The organism is Alishewanella sp. HL-SH06 (assembly GCF_052656265.1).
The window spans coordinates 401,085-414,276 of sequence record NZ_CP199752.1; the positions used below are offsets into that span (position 1 = coordinate 401,085).

20 protein-coding genes are annotated in these 13,192 nt (G+C 44.2%); 11 read left to right on the forward strand and 9 right to left on the reverse strand.

Going from position 1 to position 13,192, the window contains the following annotated elements:
- The first annotated feature begins 21 nt into the window (after window positions 1-21).
- From ACUJFK_RS01795 to ACUJFK_RS01810, 4 genes are all read left to right on the forward strand, one after another.
- On the forward strand, window positions 22-501 hold the full coding sequence (locus tag ACUJFK_RS01795) for a hypothetical protein (protein WP_445425886.1): 480 nt from the start codon (window positions 22-24) through the stop codon (window positions 499-501).
- A gap of 105 nt (window positions 502-606) precedes the next feature.
- Window positions 607-870: a hypothetical protein gene (locus ACUJFK_RS01800; protein ID WP_306178903.1), complete on the forward strand. Its 264-nt coding sequence runs from the start codon at window positions 607-609 to the stop codon at window positions 868-870.
- 96 nt (window positions 871-966) lie between these two features.
- Window positions 967-1,359 (forward strand): hypothetical protein, encoded by a 393-nt coding sequence (locus ACUJFK_RS01805; RefSeq protein ID WP_445425881.1) that lies wholly within the window; start codon window positions 967-969, stop codon window positions 1,357-1,359.
- Between the two features lie 83 nt (window positions 1,360-1,442).
- Complete coding sequence (locus ACUJFK_RS01810; protein WP_445425887.1) at window positions 1,443-1,841, forward strand: hypothetical protein; 399 nt, start codon at window positions 1,443-1,445, stop codon at window positions 1,839-1,841.
- Between the two features lie 296 nt (window positions 1,842-2,137).
- On the opposite strand, the gene ACUJFK_RS01815 is transcribed toward ACUJFK_RS01810, so the two are convergent.
- Window positions 2,138-3,178 carry an IS110 family transposase gene (locus ACUJFK_RS01815; protein ID WP_445425888.1) on the reverse strand — a complete coding sequence of 347 codons (1,041 nt, stop codon included), beginning with the start codon at window positions 3,176-3,178 and terminating at the stop codon, window positions 2,138-2,140.
- A 168-nt stretch (window positions 3,179-3,346) separates the two neighbouring features.
- Between ACUJFK_RS01815 and ACUJFK_RS01820 the strand changes: the two genes are divergently transcribed.
- Window positions 3,347-3,769, forward strand: a complete 423-nt coding sequence (locus ACUJFK_RS01820; RefSeq protein ID WP_445425889.1) for a hypothetical protein — start codon at window positions 3,347-3,349, stop codon at window positions 3,767-3,769.
- Window positions 3,770-3,846: 77 nt separating this feature from the next.
- The gene (locus tag ACUJFK_RS01825; RefSeq protein ID WP_306178517.1) at window positions 3,847-4,266 is read left to right on the forward strand and encodes a DUF1493 family protein; all 420 of its coding nucleotides are present in this window, start codon (window positions 3,847-3,849) and stop codon (window positions 4,264-4,266) included.
- A gap of 294 nt (window positions 4,267-4,560) precedes the next feature.
- On the opposite strand, the gene ACUJFK_RS01830 is transcribed toward ACUJFK_RS01825, so the two are convergent.
- Window positions 4,561-5,601 (reverse strand): IS110 family transposase, encoded by a 1,041-nt coding sequence (locus tag ACUJFK_RS01830; protein WP_445425888.1) that lies wholly within the window; start codon window positions 5,599-5,601, stop codon window positions 4,561-4,563.
- Window positions 5,602-5,768: 167 nt separating this feature from the next.
- Between ACUJFK_RS01830 and ACUJFK_RS01835 the strand changes: the two genes are divergently transcribed.
- The gene (locus ACUJFK_RS01835) at window positions 5,769-6,032 is read left to right on the forward strand and encodes a hypothetical protein (protein ID WP_445425890.1); all 264 of its coding nucleotides are present in this window, start codon (window positions 5,769-5,771) and stop codon (window positions 6,030-6,032) included.
- A 2-nt stretch (window positions 6,033-6,034) separates the two neighbouring features.
- Window positions 6,035-6,421 carry a hypothetical protein gene (locus ACUJFK_RS01840; RefSeq protein ID WP_445425891.1) on the forward strand — a complete coding sequence of 129 codons (387 nt, stop codon included), beginning with the start codon at window positions 6,035-6,037 and terminating at the stop codon, window positions 6,419-6,421.
- 164 nt (window positions 6,422-6,585) lie between these two features.
- On the opposite strand, the gene ACUJFK_RS01845 is transcribed toward ACUJFK_RS01840, so the two are convergent.
- The 4 genes from ACUJFK_RS01845 to umuD all read right to left on the reverse strand — a co-directional run bounded on the left by ACUJFK_RS01845 (window position 6,586) and on the right by umuD (window position 8,925).
- Window positions 6,586-6,753, reverse strand: coding sequence for a hypothetical protein (locus tag ACUJFK_RS01845; protein WP_008950464.1), 168 nt, complete (start codon window positions 6,751-6,753; stop codon window positions 6,586-6,588).
- A 44-nt stretch (window positions 6,754-6,797) separates the two neighbouring features.
- The gene (locus ACUJFK_RS01850) at window positions 6,798-7,019 is read right to left on the reverse strand and encodes a hypothetical protein (RefSeq protein ID WP_138984218.1); all 222 of its coding nucleotides are present in this window, start codon (window positions 7,017-7,019) and stop codon (window positions 6,798-6,800) included.
- A gap of 203 nt (window positions 7,020-7,222) precedes the next feature.
- Window positions 7,223-8,500, reverse strand: coding sequence for a translesion error-prone DNA polymerase V subunit UmuC (gene umuC, locus ACUJFK_RS01855; RefSeq protein ID WP_445425892.1), 1,278 nt, complete (start codon window positions 8,498-8,500; stop codon window positions 7,223-7,225).
- Entirely contained in the window at window positions 8,497-8,925 is a 429-nt protein-coding gene (umuD, locus tag ACUJFK_RS01860) for a translesion error-prone DNA polymerase V autoproteolytic subunit (protein ID WP_445425893.1), read from the reverse strand. The genes umuC and umuD overlap by 4 nt, the downstream gene beginning before the upstream one ends.
- Window positions 8,926-9,070: 145 nt before the next feature.
- Here umuD and ACUJFK_RS01865 point away from each other — a divergent pair, with 145 nt between their 5' ends.
- Together ACUJFK_RS01865 and ACUJFK_RS01870 are read left to right on the forward strand one after the other, a co-directional pair.
- A complete protein-coding gene (locus ACUJFK_RS01865) occupies window positions 9,071-9,304 on the forward strand; it encodes a hypothetical protein (protein WP_445425894.1) in 234 nt (77 codons plus the stop codon).
- Between the two features lie 27 nt (window positions 9,305-9,331).
- Window positions 9,332-10,270, forward strand: coding sequence for an endonuclease (locus tag ACUJFK_RS01870; RefSeq protein ID WP_445425895.1), 939 nt, complete (start codon window positions 9,332-9,334; stop codon window positions 10,268-10,270).
- A gap of 87 nt (window positions 10,271-10,357) precedes the next feature.
- Here the strand turns inward: ACUJFK_RS01870 and ACUJFK_RS01875 are convergent, their stop codons facing one another.
- Both ACUJFK_RS01875 and ACUJFK_RS01880 read right to left on the reverse strand, forming a co-directional pair.
- Entirely contained in the window at window positions 10,358-11,728 is a 1,371-nt protein-coding gene (locus ACUJFK_RS01875) for a DEAD/DEAH box helicase (RefSeq protein WP_445425896.1), read from the reverse strand.
- Window positions 11,719-12,228 carry a hypothetical protein gene (locus tag ACUJFK_RS01880; RefSeq protein WP_445425897.1) on the reverse strand — a complete coding sequence of 170 codons (510 nt, stop codon included), beginning with the start codon at window positions 12,226-12,228 and terminating at the stop codon, window positions 11,719-11,721. The genes ACUJFK_RS01875 and ACUJFK_RS01880 overlap by 10 nt, the downstream gene beginning before the upstream one ends.
- A gap of 141 nt (window positions 12,229-12,369) precedes the next feature.
- On the opposite strand from ACUJFK_RS01880, the gene ACUJFK_RS01885 reads away from it, so the two are divergent.
- Window positions 12,370-12,690: a helix-turn-helix domain-containing protein gene (locus ACUJFK_RS01885; protein WP_445425898.1), complete on the forward strand. Its 321-nt coding sequence runs from the start codon at window positions 12,370-12,372 to the stop codon at window positions 12,688-12,690.
- Window positions 12,691-12,809: 119 nt separating this feature from the next.
- Here the strand turns inward: ACUJFK_RS01885 and ACUJFK_RS01890 are convergent, their stop codons facing one another.
- Window positions 12,810-13,067 (reverse strand): hypothetical protein, encoded by a 258-nt coding sequence (locus ACUJFK_RS01890; RefSeq protein ID WP_445425899.1) that lies wholly within the window; start codon window positions 13,065-13,067, stop codon window positions 12,810-12,812.
- Window positions 13,068-13,192: the final 125 nt, after the last annotated feature.

Here is a 13,192-nt window from a genome sequence, read left to right on the forward strand (position 1 = left end):
CGTTAGGTAACTCAATAAAGTATGCAATCACCCTTAGACACAGTTGGCTCATTTTACGTATTTTTAGAAGCCATCGATTACGATGTTAATGAGGAATCATTAGAAATTGAAGTTTCTTGCGCGAAGCTAGCTGATAAAGTTTACCAAGCTAAACCTAAGTCAGGTGATGAAACGGAAGATAGAATCGAAAAAGTATTGGATGGTTGCCGCGAAATCATTACTGACGAAAATAGCCCTCGCTATAGGATCTGTTTTGAACATGTTTTCTATCACCAAGTTTGTGAAGAGTTTGACTACGATATGTCAAAAGAAAAGTGTGATGATAACGGTGTTATCGGTGTCATTGAAGAATCACCACTTTTGTCACATTTAAAAAGTGACACAGAGGTCTTCTGGCATTGCGATAAAGCCAAAATGTATGTGGTAGCTACATCGAGTAAGTGGTTAAGAATTGTAAGTTCAGAACCACCAGAAATCAGGTTAGTGGCAGGCGTTACCTAACAAGAATTTAAAGCGGGACTGCTAACAGTTTGCTCGGTTTCGCTTCGCTACACATTTTAGCAAACAATTATCAGCCCCTTAAATGGGCGTTAGGTGATCTAGAGCATGGAATATTTAGCACCGGTTATTTCATCAATTGTTGTCGGGCTTATATTGCTGAGTCTTGGGCGATGGTTAGAGCGTAAAACCAATAAGAACTTCAAATCTTTGGGTGAGTGGGGATTTATCGTCGTTATGTTTGCCGCTAGCTTAAATGTTTTTCTTATAAATAAGTTGGCTTTAGATGAATGGGGTATCTTGATTGTATTAATAAGTACGTGGTCTATATTAACCTTTTTTATATTATGCTTCGGCAAGACAAACACCTAACAATGCGCAGCAGTCGCGGCCTTTGGCCGCTGGGATGCCAACCGCGATGCGGTCGTCACCCATGTGCTTTGCGTTAGGCATTTAAAAGGATGTTAAGTGAACTGGGCACGAATTGCTAAATACACAGTGATCTACTTTATCTGTTCTACTGCTTCAGGCGTTCCATTGGGCTATGTAATGGGGCGCTATGATTCAGCTGGTGAAGTTATTCCAAGCTGGATTTACTGGAGCTTTATTTTTCTTTCTATGTTTGTTGAAGCAACGATCATTTATTTTCTAGTGAAAAATCAGGCAAAGTTTTTATTTATACATGCACTTATAGTCGTTTTACTCAGTTCTTTAATTGCATCATGTATTCTGTTTTTACTGGTTGGTGATGCTCTTTTGGGCGGCTGGCAAATTGATTATGTGAGTATGTTTATTGCGCTTTTGTTTGGTGTTGCCTTAGGCAAGCAAGCAGCAACTAGTTCAGGTGTTGTAAATGCCTAACAAGCGCCATCAAAAACGCGCCCTTAGGGCGCTCGACTCGCAACAAGTTGCTCGCGTTTGTGGCGGGCGTTAGGTGATCGCAGATGTTTTCTCCGTATTTTCTAACTGATGAAAATTTGGGTTTGTACCCTGAAGTAGATGTACGAACAGATGCAAGTGGTGTTGTTATAAAGCTAGCATTCCACTCGCAGGTAATAGAAGTGCTCTTCCGCCATGTGATTGCATTCTATTGTGTTGAAGAAAGTAATTACGAGTTGTCGCCGCTACCGGGTATGCCTAGTGAAGTTGACTTTGTATCGCTGGAAAAGGGGGCAAAAGAATCTCCAATTTGGAAGTCTTCAGCCAATTACAGGCGCAGTTTTTATGCTCATCTTGATTCATATCGTGCTGACGCATCATTAGAATCTTATTTAATTTTTGGTGCCGATTACGTAGTTTTGGTTGAGTCAATCGGTTTGGTAGATGTTAAGGTGGCAACTTAAGCACCTAACAATCCTCTATGGACTCCCCCTCTATTGCAAGCACAAAGTGATCAAATTTGGCGGTGAATGACTGCATACGTCTATTCGGCTCGTGAGTTTCATGGTTTTACCATGCTCCAGCCCTGATAACTTTCGCGCACAGGTGCCTCATCGCATCAACGGTAATGAATACCGGGATTGTTATCAGGCCCTTCCTGTGCACGGTCGTTGCCGCTTTATTTATCCACTTTGTAGTGCAATTCTTTGGTTGAGAGTTGTCGTTAACTTACTGTTTTTACTACTATGTTTCTGCTACATCATATTGCTAAACCTAAAGCATCTTGCCGTTGCTGCTTTGCCATGATTGCCCAGAGCATTCTGGCTTGTTTTGCGGCGATAGCGACCGCGACAACATTGTTTGGCCGCCGCTCTTGTAGCTTATAAATCCACTCGAACATGGGTGTTGTTTGCGTGGATTTTTGGGCTCTGCTGGCTGCTAACATTACCGTTCTGGCACCTTGAACCAGTAATGTTCGCAAATAGCGGTCACCGCGTTTAGTAATGGCACCGAGTTGCGTTTTACCACCGGATGAGTTCTGTTTAGGCACTAAACCGAGCCAAGCGGCGAATTGTCTGCCGTTTTTAAATACGGAGACATCACCTGCGGTTGCCACAGCGGCACTGGCGGTAACGCTACCGACACCACAGAGCTCAAGTAAAGCTTTTGCGGTGGTATCTTGCTTGCTCCAGGCTTCAATCCGTTTGTTTAACGAATTAATGCGCGTTTCTAAATCAGCTAACTTGTCCGCTAAATCAGCCATACTCTGGCGAAACAGCAGCGGTAAGGTTTCTGATTCAGCCACCAAAGGCAACGTCCTGGCCAGTGCTGCGCGGCCCTGATTAATCACAATGCCGAACTCGTGCAGGTAGCTGCGAATTTGATTCATCAGTGAGGTGCGTTCACGTACCCATTGGTCACGCATGCGGTGCATGACTAATACCGCTTGTTGTGATTCGGATTTAACCGCAACAAAGCGCATATTCGGTCTGGCTAACGCTTCACAAATGGCTTCGGCATCATTGGCATCGTTTTTACCGCCGCGCCGGTAAGGTGCCACATACTGCGGCGTCATCAGCTTTACGGTATGGCCGAGTTTGGTCATCTCACGCGCCCAATAATGCGCACCACCGCAGGCTTCAATGCCGATAAGCATCGGTGGTTTATTGGCAAAATAGCGCAGCATTTCGCCTCTGGCTAACTTTTTAACCACGGTGGTTTCACTTGATTTAGCATTAACGCCATGAATTTGAAACACGAGCTTTGCAATATCGACCCCACAACGTATAGACTGTTCCATGCGACTTCTCCTCACTTGTGACTGTTTGTTTTGACACTCTCAGTGTGGCACAACGATGCCGGATAGTGAGGGGGAGTCCATGTTATTGCGTCATTCGGGGCCTGCGGCCCCTGCGACGCTCACAAGTTCGCGCGCATGCGCGGGGCGTTATGTGGCTAGGATTCAGAAGTGAAACTTGAAGATACTTTAGAAGATTTTAGACAATTTCTTCTGCTTAATTATCAGAAAATGGAAGAGTTGCTTTCCGAAGATTTATTGAGCGATTGGCTTCAGGCAAATTGGGAAGTAATTGTTGAGTCAAGACTTCAAGAAGCAGAATGTATTTCAGGATTGCTCGATATTTATGGCTCTGGAGCCGATTGCAATGGCTCAAGCTCCAGTGTATCACTGCCGCATTTGTTGCCTAGTTGCTCGATACACGTGCAATCCAATTTTGTTTTGCATTCTTTTGGTACTTTGCAGAATGGCTATTTTGTTCAGGCTCCACCATTCGATTATGTGAAAGGTGAAAATACAAAATCAGAAGTGGTGTTACGGTTAAGTGAAGCTCAATTTGCTATCGGGCCAACCTATGACAGCATCGCCACATAACAATCCGCGTCATTCGGGGCCTACGGCCCCTGCGACGCTCACACGTTCGCGCGCATGCGCGGGGCGTTAGGCTACTAATGGTAACCATCGACGACATATACAATCTGATAGAAAAAGAGTGTGGAATAAAGGCTGCAAAACTAAGGCCAGACTCGGATATTTGCGAAGATTTTGGTGTGTATGGTGATGATTTTGATGATTTAATGGCTGCCTACTCAAAAGAGTTCGGCGTGAATCTAGATAATTACTTATGGTATTTTCACTGTTGTGAAGAGGTTTCTAGCCCTTTGGCTTTTATATTTCCTCCGCCTAATCGGCGCGTGAGTAGAATAATCATTACACCGGAACTTCTTGAGAAATATGCCAATTTTAAAAATTGGGCAGTAACATATCCAGCCCATACTTTGCCAACGCGTCGATGGGACATATTAGTTTTACAAACTTTTTTTGTATTAGCTGGGTTGGCTGGCTTAATTATTGGCTTCTGGAAGACGTAGCCTAACAATCCGTCTATGGACTCCCCCTCTATTGCAAGCACAAAGTGATCAAATTTGGCGGTGAATGACTGCATACGTCTATTCGGCTCGTGAGTTTCATGGTTTTACCATGCTCCAGCCCTGATAACTTTCGCGCACAGGTGCCTCATCGCATCAACGGTAATGAATACCGGGATTGTTATCAGGCCCTTCCTGTGCACGGTCGTTGCCGCTTTATTTATCCACTTTGTAGTGCAATTCTTTGGTTGAGAGTTGTCGTTAACTTACTGTTTTTACTACTATGTTTCTGCTACATCATATTGCTAAACCTAAAGCATCTTGCCGTTGCTGCTTTGCCATGATTGCCCAGAGCATTCTGGCTTGTTTTGCGGCGATAGCGACCGCGACAACATTGTTTGGCCGCCGCTCTTGTAGCTTATAAATCCACTCGAACATGGGTGTTGTTTGCGTGGATTTTTGGGCTCTGCTGGCTGCTAACATTACCGTTCTGGCACCTTGAACCAGTAATGTTCGCAAATAGCGGTCACCGCGTTTAGTAATGGCACCGAGTTGCGTTTTACCACCGGATGAGTTCTGTTTAGGCACTAAACCGAGCCAAGCGGCGAATTGTCTGCCGTTTTTAAATACGGAGACATCACCTGCGGTTGCCACAGCGGCACTGGCGGTAACGCTACCGACACCACAGAGCTCAAGTAAAGCTTTTGCGGTGGTATCTTGCTTGCTCCAGGCTTCAATCCGTTTGTTTAACGAATTAATGCGCGTTTCTAAATCAGCTAACTTGTCCGCTAAATCAGCCATACTCTGGCGAAACAGCAGCGGTAAGGTTTCTGATTCAGCCACCAAAGGCAACGTCCTGGCCAGTGCTGCGCGGCCCTGATTAATCACAATGCCGAACTCGTGCAGGTAGCTGCGAATTTGATTCATCAGTGAGGTGCGTTCACGTACCCATTGGTCACGCATGCGGTGCATGACTAATACCGCTTGTTGTGATTCGGATTTAACCGCAACAAAGCGCATATTCGGTCTGGCTAACGCTTCACAAATGGCTTCGGCATCATTGGCATCGTTTTTACCGCCGCGCCGGTAAGGTGCCACATACTGCGGCGTCATCAGCTTTACGGTATGGCCGAGTTTGGTCATCTCACGCGCCCAATAATGCGCACCACCGCAGGCTTCAATGCCGATAAGCATCGGTGGTTTATTGGCAAAATAGCGCAGCATTTCGCCTCTGGCTAACTTTTTAACCACGGTGGTTTCACTTGATTTAGCATTAACGCCATGAATTTGAAACACGAGCTTTGCAATATCGACCCCACAACGTATAGACTGTTCCATGCGACTTCTCCTCACTTGTGACTGTTTGTTTTGACACTCTCAGTGTGGCACAACGATGCCGGATAGTGAGGGGGAGTCCATGTTATTGCCTTAAACATCGCGGCCTACGGCCGCTGGACTCGCAACAAGTTGCTCGCCGTTTAGGCGGGCGTTAGGTGATCTAGAGCATGGAATATTTAGCACCGGTTATTTCATCAATTGTTATCGGGCTTATATTGCTGAGTCTTGGGCGATGGTTAGAGCGTAAAACCAATAAGAACTTCAAATCTTTGGGTGAGTGGGGAGTTATCGTCGTTATGTTTGCCGCTAGCTTAAATGTTTTTCTTATAAATAAGTTGGCTTTAGATGAATGGGGTATCTTGATTGTATTAATAAGTACGTGGTCTATATTAACCTTTTTTATATTATGCTTCGGCAAGACAAACACCTAACAATGCGCAGCAGTCGCGGCCTTTGGCCGCTGGGACGCCAACCCGCTGCGCGGCTCGTCGCCCCTGTGCTTTGCGTTATAGCTTTTCAAGGGATATTCATGTTTGGCACCAAACTGAAGCATAAAATTTTTTCTAGTGTATTATTTTTGTTTGCTGCAATAGTTTTTATAGGTATAGCGCTAAGTGTTTCTGAGCATAGAGCAGTGTCTTTCGGCAATGTTTCAAGTTTCGGTGCTGCATTGGTGCTTTTATCTTTCGCATTAATTCCTGAGCTTGTCTTTTCAAACAAATTAAGAAAGCAAACCCAAATGGATAAAATCTCACAAAAGATTTTTTTTATTGGTATGTTGATAGTTGTTATAGGGTTTATTGGTAAATTCGCGCTATAACAAACGCCTTAAACAACGCGGCCTACGGCCGCTGGACTCGCAACAAGTTGCTCGCCGTTTAGGCGTGCGTTCTGCTAACACCTAAAAGCAGACTTTAATAACTGTATAGTGAAATGTCTGCAATTGGCACTTAGTGAAGATTCACAGAGCAAATTGGCACCTTATTACTCGTTGAGTTTGTGATGAATATCATCATACTCTGTGATCATTTTGGCCAACTCCTCAAACTTTTCACCATTAGGCGTGCCAGGCTCAGCTTCAAGCAGTTGCTCAATGGCTTCTAATGCAGCTTCATATTCTTGATCGTTTTTTATAGCTGTGTTGATTGTCATCTAGTTACCTAATAATACTCACAGGGAGTGCCTTGCATCCGCAATCACTTGGCAGCTTCAATGCTTACCAAACGCGTTAAATTTCCTGCAGCAGAGATCTGTTCGTCAGTTAGTGTTTGGTCGCTATGCTTTTTCATGCTGATTTCAGCACGATCTTTATCCATCGCACAAACCAGTATATCCCCAACGGTAAATCCTAGCTCAGCACAGAGCGTATCAGGAATTGGGATAAGGTTGTCCTTGGTAATTTCAACGGTATAACTCATGGCATCCCTTATGTAAAAAAAGAACAAGCGTCTTGCTTTGATTAGCTCGGTAGGCATAGTTTGATAAAGAAAAAGGCCAATCAAATCGACCGGCCATTCCCATGTTCCTGGTGGTCTGCAGGTTGCAGTGATATGCCAGGACCCTCAACCGAAATACTATGCGCAATTATGCCTTAAATCAATTATGTGTGATTTTATAGAACTTACTTGGCTACCGGTAAATCCGTCCATTTCGTTGTGTATTGCGGCGATAACATCGCACGCTTCATACTCCATGCCTGTGATGCGCCTTGGCTTGCAAACCAGACCTTGCTGCCCGTTTTGACATTGATGGTATCAATCACCGTCATCAGCGCTTTGCTCTGATAGGCAGGAGGCGCAGGCTCAAATAAATCAACTTGATATACGCCTTCATCATAAAAATCAGCAAGCATGACACCGGCCTTGGCGTAGCGGTATCCGTCTTTCCAGATTTTATCGAGCAGCTTCGTTGCTACTGACAAAAAATCCCGCGTGTCAGCCGAGGGATGAGTCAAGGCCGTGGTGATGCTATTGGCATAGTATGGGTCTCGTTGCCGGTCGCTAAACGGACTGGTACGTATAAACACCGTTAATTGCTTGGCTTGTTGCTTTTCTTTACGCAGTTTCTGACAGGCTCTGCTGATGTATTCGGCTATTGCTTCGTGCATCAAATCTTTTGAGGTGATGCGCTCGCCAAAGGCGCGGGAGCTGATAATTTGCTTTTTGGTGGGAGTGACGTGCTCTAACGTCAGGCACGATTTGCCATTAAGCTCTGCCACAATGCGCGATTCGACCACAGAGCATTGCTGCTTGATAAATGAGGGGCTGGCATCAGCCAAATCCAGGGCAGTGTGAATGCCAAGTTTATTAAGCCTTGCTGAGAGTTTACTGCCAATCCCCCACACTTCGCCGACAGGTAACAGTGCCATCAGTTTGCGTTGGCGGGCTTTATCCGTTAAATCGACCACGCCACCAGACTTATGCCATTTTTTTGCGGCGTAATTGGCTAACTTGGCCAAGGTTTTGGTGGGCGCAATGCCAACACAAACCGTGATGCCGATATTTTGCTGGATAGTATTTCGCACAGATTGCCCAAATGCCGTCAAATCCATGCAATGTGACACGCCAGTCAAATCGAGAAACGCTTCATCAATGGAATAGACCTCAACCGCCGGCGCTAACATTTCAAGCGTGGACATGACTCTGGCTGAAATATCGGCATACAGCGCATAGTTGGATGAAAAGGCGAGCAGTTGTTGCTTTTCTAGTAGGTGCTTTAACTCAAATGCAGGCACACCCATTTTAATGCCAAGTGCTTTGGCTTCTTTAGAGCGAGCCACCACACAGCCATCATTGTTGGATAGCACCACAATCGGCCGCCCTCTTAGGTCAGGGCGAAAAAGAGTTTCACAGCTGGCATAAAAGTTATTGCAATCGACTAAAGCAAAAACAGGTTTCATCGTGTCATTCTTCGCACCACACTGACGACGACACCAAAGACTTCAAACTCGTCTTGCTCTGTCAGCAAAATGGGTTTGTATGCCTTGTTGTGCGGCAACAACTGCTTAATCGGCTTTAAGCACAGCTCCTTGACGGTAAACTCACGATTTAGTGATGCCACAATCACACTGCCATGCACGGCAGTTTCAGACCGGTCTACTACTAAGACATCACCATCTAATATGCCTTTATCTTTCATGGAGTCACCGCTGACTCTGACTAGAAAGGTCGCAGCAGGATGACGGATACAAAGCTCGTTTAAATCGAGCGTTTGCTCAATGTAGTCCTGAGCAGGGGATGGAAAACCCGCTGAGATTTGGTGGCCATAGAGCGGTAAAAAGATAGGCTGATTTAATTGCGCCTTTCCAAGTATTTCGACAGACATAACACGCACCAATATATGTATATTTATACAGTATAGCGAATGGCGAGCGTTTGAAAAGCGCGGCTGCGATGAAATGCATGTTTATATTGAAAGTGCACCAATAAATGCTACATTTCATTAATCGTCTGTTCAACAAGGAGCAATTATGGAGCTACGCATTATCAATGAAGATACGTTTAGAGCACTATTAAGGCAATGGCATGCTGTAGGGAGGGGCCTGCTTACCTTGCCCAAGGTCACACGTACCAAGGATGGCATTAGCGTGGCTATTGTCAGTCTTGATAACGTTACTATCAATACGCTTGAAACGCCCTTTAAAAACTACAAATCCTACTTAAGCTGGTATGGTGACCAACTTGATAAAATTGGGTACTATTAACCTGCTTTTAATTAATGGATTATGCTGATGTTATTACGGTTTTTTCTCTTCGCTGCGCTCGTCTTTTCTGCCTCGCTACTGGCCGCTCCTGCCACATTTGACCGCGCTAAAATTGAAGCGCGGCAATTTATCTACCATGACCGAAACCGTCAGGGGGATTTTTACTGTGGTTGTAACTGGGAATGGGTCGGCCGCTCGGGTGGGCGCATTGATTTAAAGAGCTGTGGCTATCAAGTTCGGGCGCAGCAGACTCGGGCCGAGCGTATTGAGTGGGAGCATGTGGTGCCCGCCTCGAACTTTGGCCGTGCCAGACAATGCTGGCAGAATGGTGGGCGTAAAAACTGCAATGACACAGACCCTGTCTTCAATGCCATGGAAGCCGATTTACATAACCTCACCCCAGCTATAGGCGAAGTCAATGCCGACCGCTCCAATTTCAATTTCACCATGCTTACTCAAGCCAAGCCACAGCATGGTCAGTGTCCGGTTAAAATTGATTTTAGCGCAAGAGCAGTAGAGCCACGCGATGCCATTAAAGGCCAGATTGCACGAACTTACTTCTACATGCACGACCGGTATGACCTCAATATGTCTCGCCAACAACAGCAGCTTTTGATGGCATGGGATAAGCAGTTTCCCGTGACAGAATGGGAGCGAGAGCGAGATAAACGCATTGCAAAACGCATGGGGCATTCAAATCCCTTTGTAACCGGTGAGCGCACCTGGTCTCTTGGGCATAAAAACCGCGCTGAGGGTTTGGTGACCCAGCTACCTTCAAAGCAAACACAGCAAACACCAAGTGCGCCAAGCTCCCTGCCGATTAAGGCCAACAAAAACAGCAAGGTTTACCATCTCCCTGCAGGCTGCCCGGGATACCAACAAATCTCACCGGCAAACACCATCGAGTTTAAAACCGAGCAGGAAGCGATAGCTGCAGGGTTTAGAAAAGCTGGTAATTGCAGGTAAATTTTTTTGTTGAATTCATTTATCGATCAGGAGTCCGCTTGTCCTTATCTTGACCAAATACATTCTTAAGTAAGTTGATTTACTGAACTACCCAAGCAACTGTTTCGCAAAGGTTTTAATGACCTGTTCACGGAAGGTTCCAGCAAACTCCAGTGAATAAAATGCGTCTTCAAAACCTATAAGGTCAGTTTGCACAAATCGGCCTGAAGACAAGGGGTAATTATTCAAGTTGCCTCCATTGGTGGCATTTTTTGTTTGGGTATGATGTTGTTGCAATTCATTTGGTTGCTGCTCGATGGAACGAAGAACACCTCTGTTTGGCATCTCATCTTGAATGCGATTTGCAAACATTTTGAGCTGAGCTTCGGCAAAAGTGTACAAAAACCCCTGTGAATATATATCACTATCACGAACCCTTAAAATTCGTCCCAAAATTTGACGGAAATAGAGTTCTGTCCGCACAGTTGTTAAATGGCAGCACACCTGAAGCCGAGGAATGTCTGTACCTTCTGCAATCATTCCAACACTGACAATCCAATGCGTTAAACCATGTCGGAATTTATCAATAATTGCTTGTGGATTTTTTTCTTTGTAGGTAACAATCACAGCTGTTTGATTAAAATTTGTCTCCAAAATCTTCTTGAGTTTTCTGGCATGTTCAACAGAATGCGCAACAACCAGACCACCAGCATCTGGTGTCAGTAACCTTAGCGACAATAGTTTGTTCACAGACAATTTTAGAATGAAATTTAAGGCATCCTCATTTTCGAGGATCTGTTGATACATTAACTCAGTTTTGCTCAACGCCTCATTAATAGATTTAAAACATTTTTGGTTTATTTTACAGGCATCATTGTCAATTAATGTGATGACAGGTTGTCGGCATACCCCATCAGCCACAGCCTGAGCGAGAGTATATTGATAGTTGATAACTAGCTCGTCAGCATGACAGTAGTCAGCAAGAGCTATTGGAAGATTATCTGTCCTCCAGGGGGTCCCTGACATTAATAGCGTATAATCAGCCAGTTCAAATATAAGTTTTAAAATCTTATTTCCCCATGCGTTAGGGATAGCATCCAAACCGCCGGCGCAATGGTGGATTTCGTCACAGATGACTAAAACTCTCTTTTTCTTTGCTGGCTCTAAATACTCTTCTTTTAGCGTTAGCAGTTTTTGATAGGTCATTGACTCCCCGATTGAGCCCAGGCCATTATGAAAAAGCGTCGGCATACGTTGATTGCAGGTTCTGTAAATGCCATCGCGCACTTCAGACGAGGGAGACAGACATAAAATTAGATCTATCATCATTTCTTCATCGTGCATTCTGGCGCCTAACTCTGCGCACGCTACACTTTTACCTCCACCAGGTGCCGCAGACAGTAAATAAGTACGTTGGCCTTGTTTAAAAGCGTTTATAGTTTTCTGAACAAAATCTGCCTGCCAGTTTCTCAGACGCATACATTCAACCTATTAAGTACTTTTTCTAATGCTGAATATTGTGCAGTTAATAACAGCGTATTCTGCTCGGCCTCTTTACACAGCACCTCTGTAATATCTCTAATATCACTAATGACACTGATTTCAGGATTTTTTTTCAGCTTTATCAAATACTCCCACTCTAAGTGCGCGGCGCGAGCTTCAGCTTCAAGTGTCTTACATTGTTCTCTCAGTTTTTGAATAGCTTTTTCTGAAGTGTTGTTTTTGCTTTGCGTTTCAGACCCTTGGGCTTGTGCAAGCTCGTACCTGCGGGTACCACCCTCATCGAGCTTTGACTGCAAAACACCTTTTCGTTCCAAAAAACGCATGGATTTATCAGATTTAACTCTTGCCTGTTTAACCGTGAGCTCAGGATGCATTTCCATGAATTTTTCAACAACTTGGTATACGTAGCATCCATCCTTAAAAAACTCTGAAATTATTTTTTGCACATCTTCACTAACGCTGTACGCTCTTGGCATAGCTAACTCCGGTTTTAAAGTGGTTGTTTCCTAAGTGGAATCTTTTTTCTTCTCAGGTATCTCACAAAACGTTAGTATTACATAATTGGAGAAAATAACCCACAATCGCCACTATCCAGAGACTAAAAAAATGCATTATTTGTGTCGAACAACCCATTCCCCAAACGCCTCAAAGAGGCTCGAATCGCTAAAGAACTTTCTCAACGTAAGCTGGGCCATATACTTGGTTTCGGAACGACAGCCAGCTCACGTATGAACCAATATGAGCAAGGTAGCAGAGTCCCTGATTTCGAGACTTTGGAGAAAATCGCAAAAGAACTTGATGTTCCAGTAGCCTATTTTTTCTGCTCATCGGATAAGTTAGCAGAGCTAGTGAAGATTTTTGGGAATTTACCAGAGTCTGATCAGGAGAAATTGCTGGAACAAATACGCAGTAGTCAAAATAAGCCATTAGTAGATTAAAGCTTTACCAAACTCTCATCCTAACAAAATAAGATCTAAGTCACTCTTACATTAGCAATCACAGTAGTTGTCAAAATGATCATCAATCACTAAATAGTGATAATGGTAAATTACTGCAATTAGTGGTAAGACAAATATGCAACAAGTGGTAAAGAGGAATTGCATTTACATGGTAAGTTAAATGCAAATAACCACAAAAGTCCTTTTCTTTCCAAAAAACGCATGGATTTATCAGCTTTGACTCTTGCTTGTTTAATTGTGAGCTCAGGATGCATTTCCATGAATTTTTCAACAACTTGGAACACATAGCAACCATCGACAAAAAACGTTGAAATGATTTTCAGCACGTCTTCACTAACGCTGTACTCTCTGGGCATGGCTAACTCCGGTTTTATAGTGGGTGTTTCCTAATTGGAATGTTTTTTCTTCTCAGGCATCTCACAAAACGTTAGTATTACATAATTGGAGAAAATAACCCACAATCGCCGCTATCCAGAGACTA

What these genes read in the sequence shown, in the direction of transcription:
- umuD (WP_445425893.1), bottom strand. Translation starts at nt 8,925, where the DNA reads ATGTCTGTCGAAATACTTGGAAAGGCGCAATTAAATCAGCCTATCTTT.
- ACUJFK_RS01870 (WP_445425895.1), top strand. Translation starts at nt 9,332, where the DNA reads ATGTTATTACGGTTTTTTCTCTTCGCTGCGCTCGTCTTTTCTGCCTCG.
- ACUJFK_RS01850 (WP_138984218.1), bottom strand. Translation starts at nt 7,019, where the DNA reads ATGAGTTATACCGTTGAAATTACCAAGGACAACCTTATCCCAATTCCT.
- ACUJFK_RS01875 (WP_445425896.1), bottom strand. Translation starts at nt 11,728, where the DNA reads ATGCGTCTGAGAAACTGGCAGGCAGATTTTGTTCAGAAAACTATAAAC.
- ACUJFK_RS01835 (WP_445425890.1), top strand. Translation starts at nt 5,769, where the DNA reads ATGGAATATTTAGCACCGGTTATTTCATCAATTGTTATCGGGCTTATA.
- ACUJFK_RS01815 (WP_445425888.1), bottom strand. Translation starts at nt 3,178, where the DNA reads ATGGAACAGTCTATACGTTGTGGGGTCGATATTGCAAAGCTCGTGTTT.
- umuC (WP_445425892.1), bottom strand. Translation starts at nt 8,500, where the DNA reads ATGAAACCTGTTTTTGCTTTAGTCGATTGCAATAACTTTTATGCCAGC.
- ACUJFK_RS01880 (WP_445425897.1), bottom strand. Translation starts at nt 12,228, where the DNA reads ATGCCAAGAGCGTACAGCGTTAGTGAAGATGTGCAAAAAATAATTTCA.
- ACUJFK_RS01800 (WP_306178903.1), top strand. Translation starts at nt 607, where the DNA reads ATGGAATATTTAGCACCGGTTATTTCATCAATTGTTGTCGGGCTTATA.
- ACUJFK_RS01830 (WP_445425888.1), bottom strand. Translation starts at nt 5,601, where the DNA reads ATGGAACAGTCTATACGTTGTGGGGTCGATATTGCAAAGCTCGTGTTT.
- ACUJFK_RS01840 (WP_445425891.1), top strand. Translation starts at nt 6,035, where the DNA reads ATGCGCAGCAGTCGCGGCCTTTGGCCGCTGGGACGCCAACCCGCTGCG.
- ACUJFK_RS01845 (WP_008950464.1), bottom strand. Translation starts at nt 6,753, where the DNA reads ATGACAATCAACACAGCTATAAAAAACGATCAAGAATATGAAGCTGCA.
- ACUJFK_RS01810 (WP_445425887.1), top strand. Translation starts at nt 1,443, where the DNA reads ATGTTTTCTCCGTATTTTCTAACTGATGAAAATTTGGGTTTGTACCCT.
- ACUJFK_RS01795 (WP_445425886.1), top strand. Translation starts at nt 22, where the DNA reads ATGCAATCACCCTTAGACACAGTTGGCTCATTTTACGTATTTTTAGAA.
- ACUJFK_RS01890 (WP_445425899.1), bottom strand. Translation starts at nt 13,067, where the DNA reads ATGCCCAGAGAGTACAGCGTTAGTGAAGACGTGCTGAAAATCATTTCA.
- ACUJFK_RS01865 (WP_445425894.1), top strand. Translation starts at nt 9,071, where the DNA reads ATGGAGCTACGCATTATCAATGAAGATACGTTTAGAGCACTATTAAGG.
- ACUJFK_RS01825 (WP_306178517.1), top strand. Translation starts at nt 3,847, where the DNA reads ATGGTAACCATCGACGACATATACAATCTGATAGAAAAAGAGTGTGGA.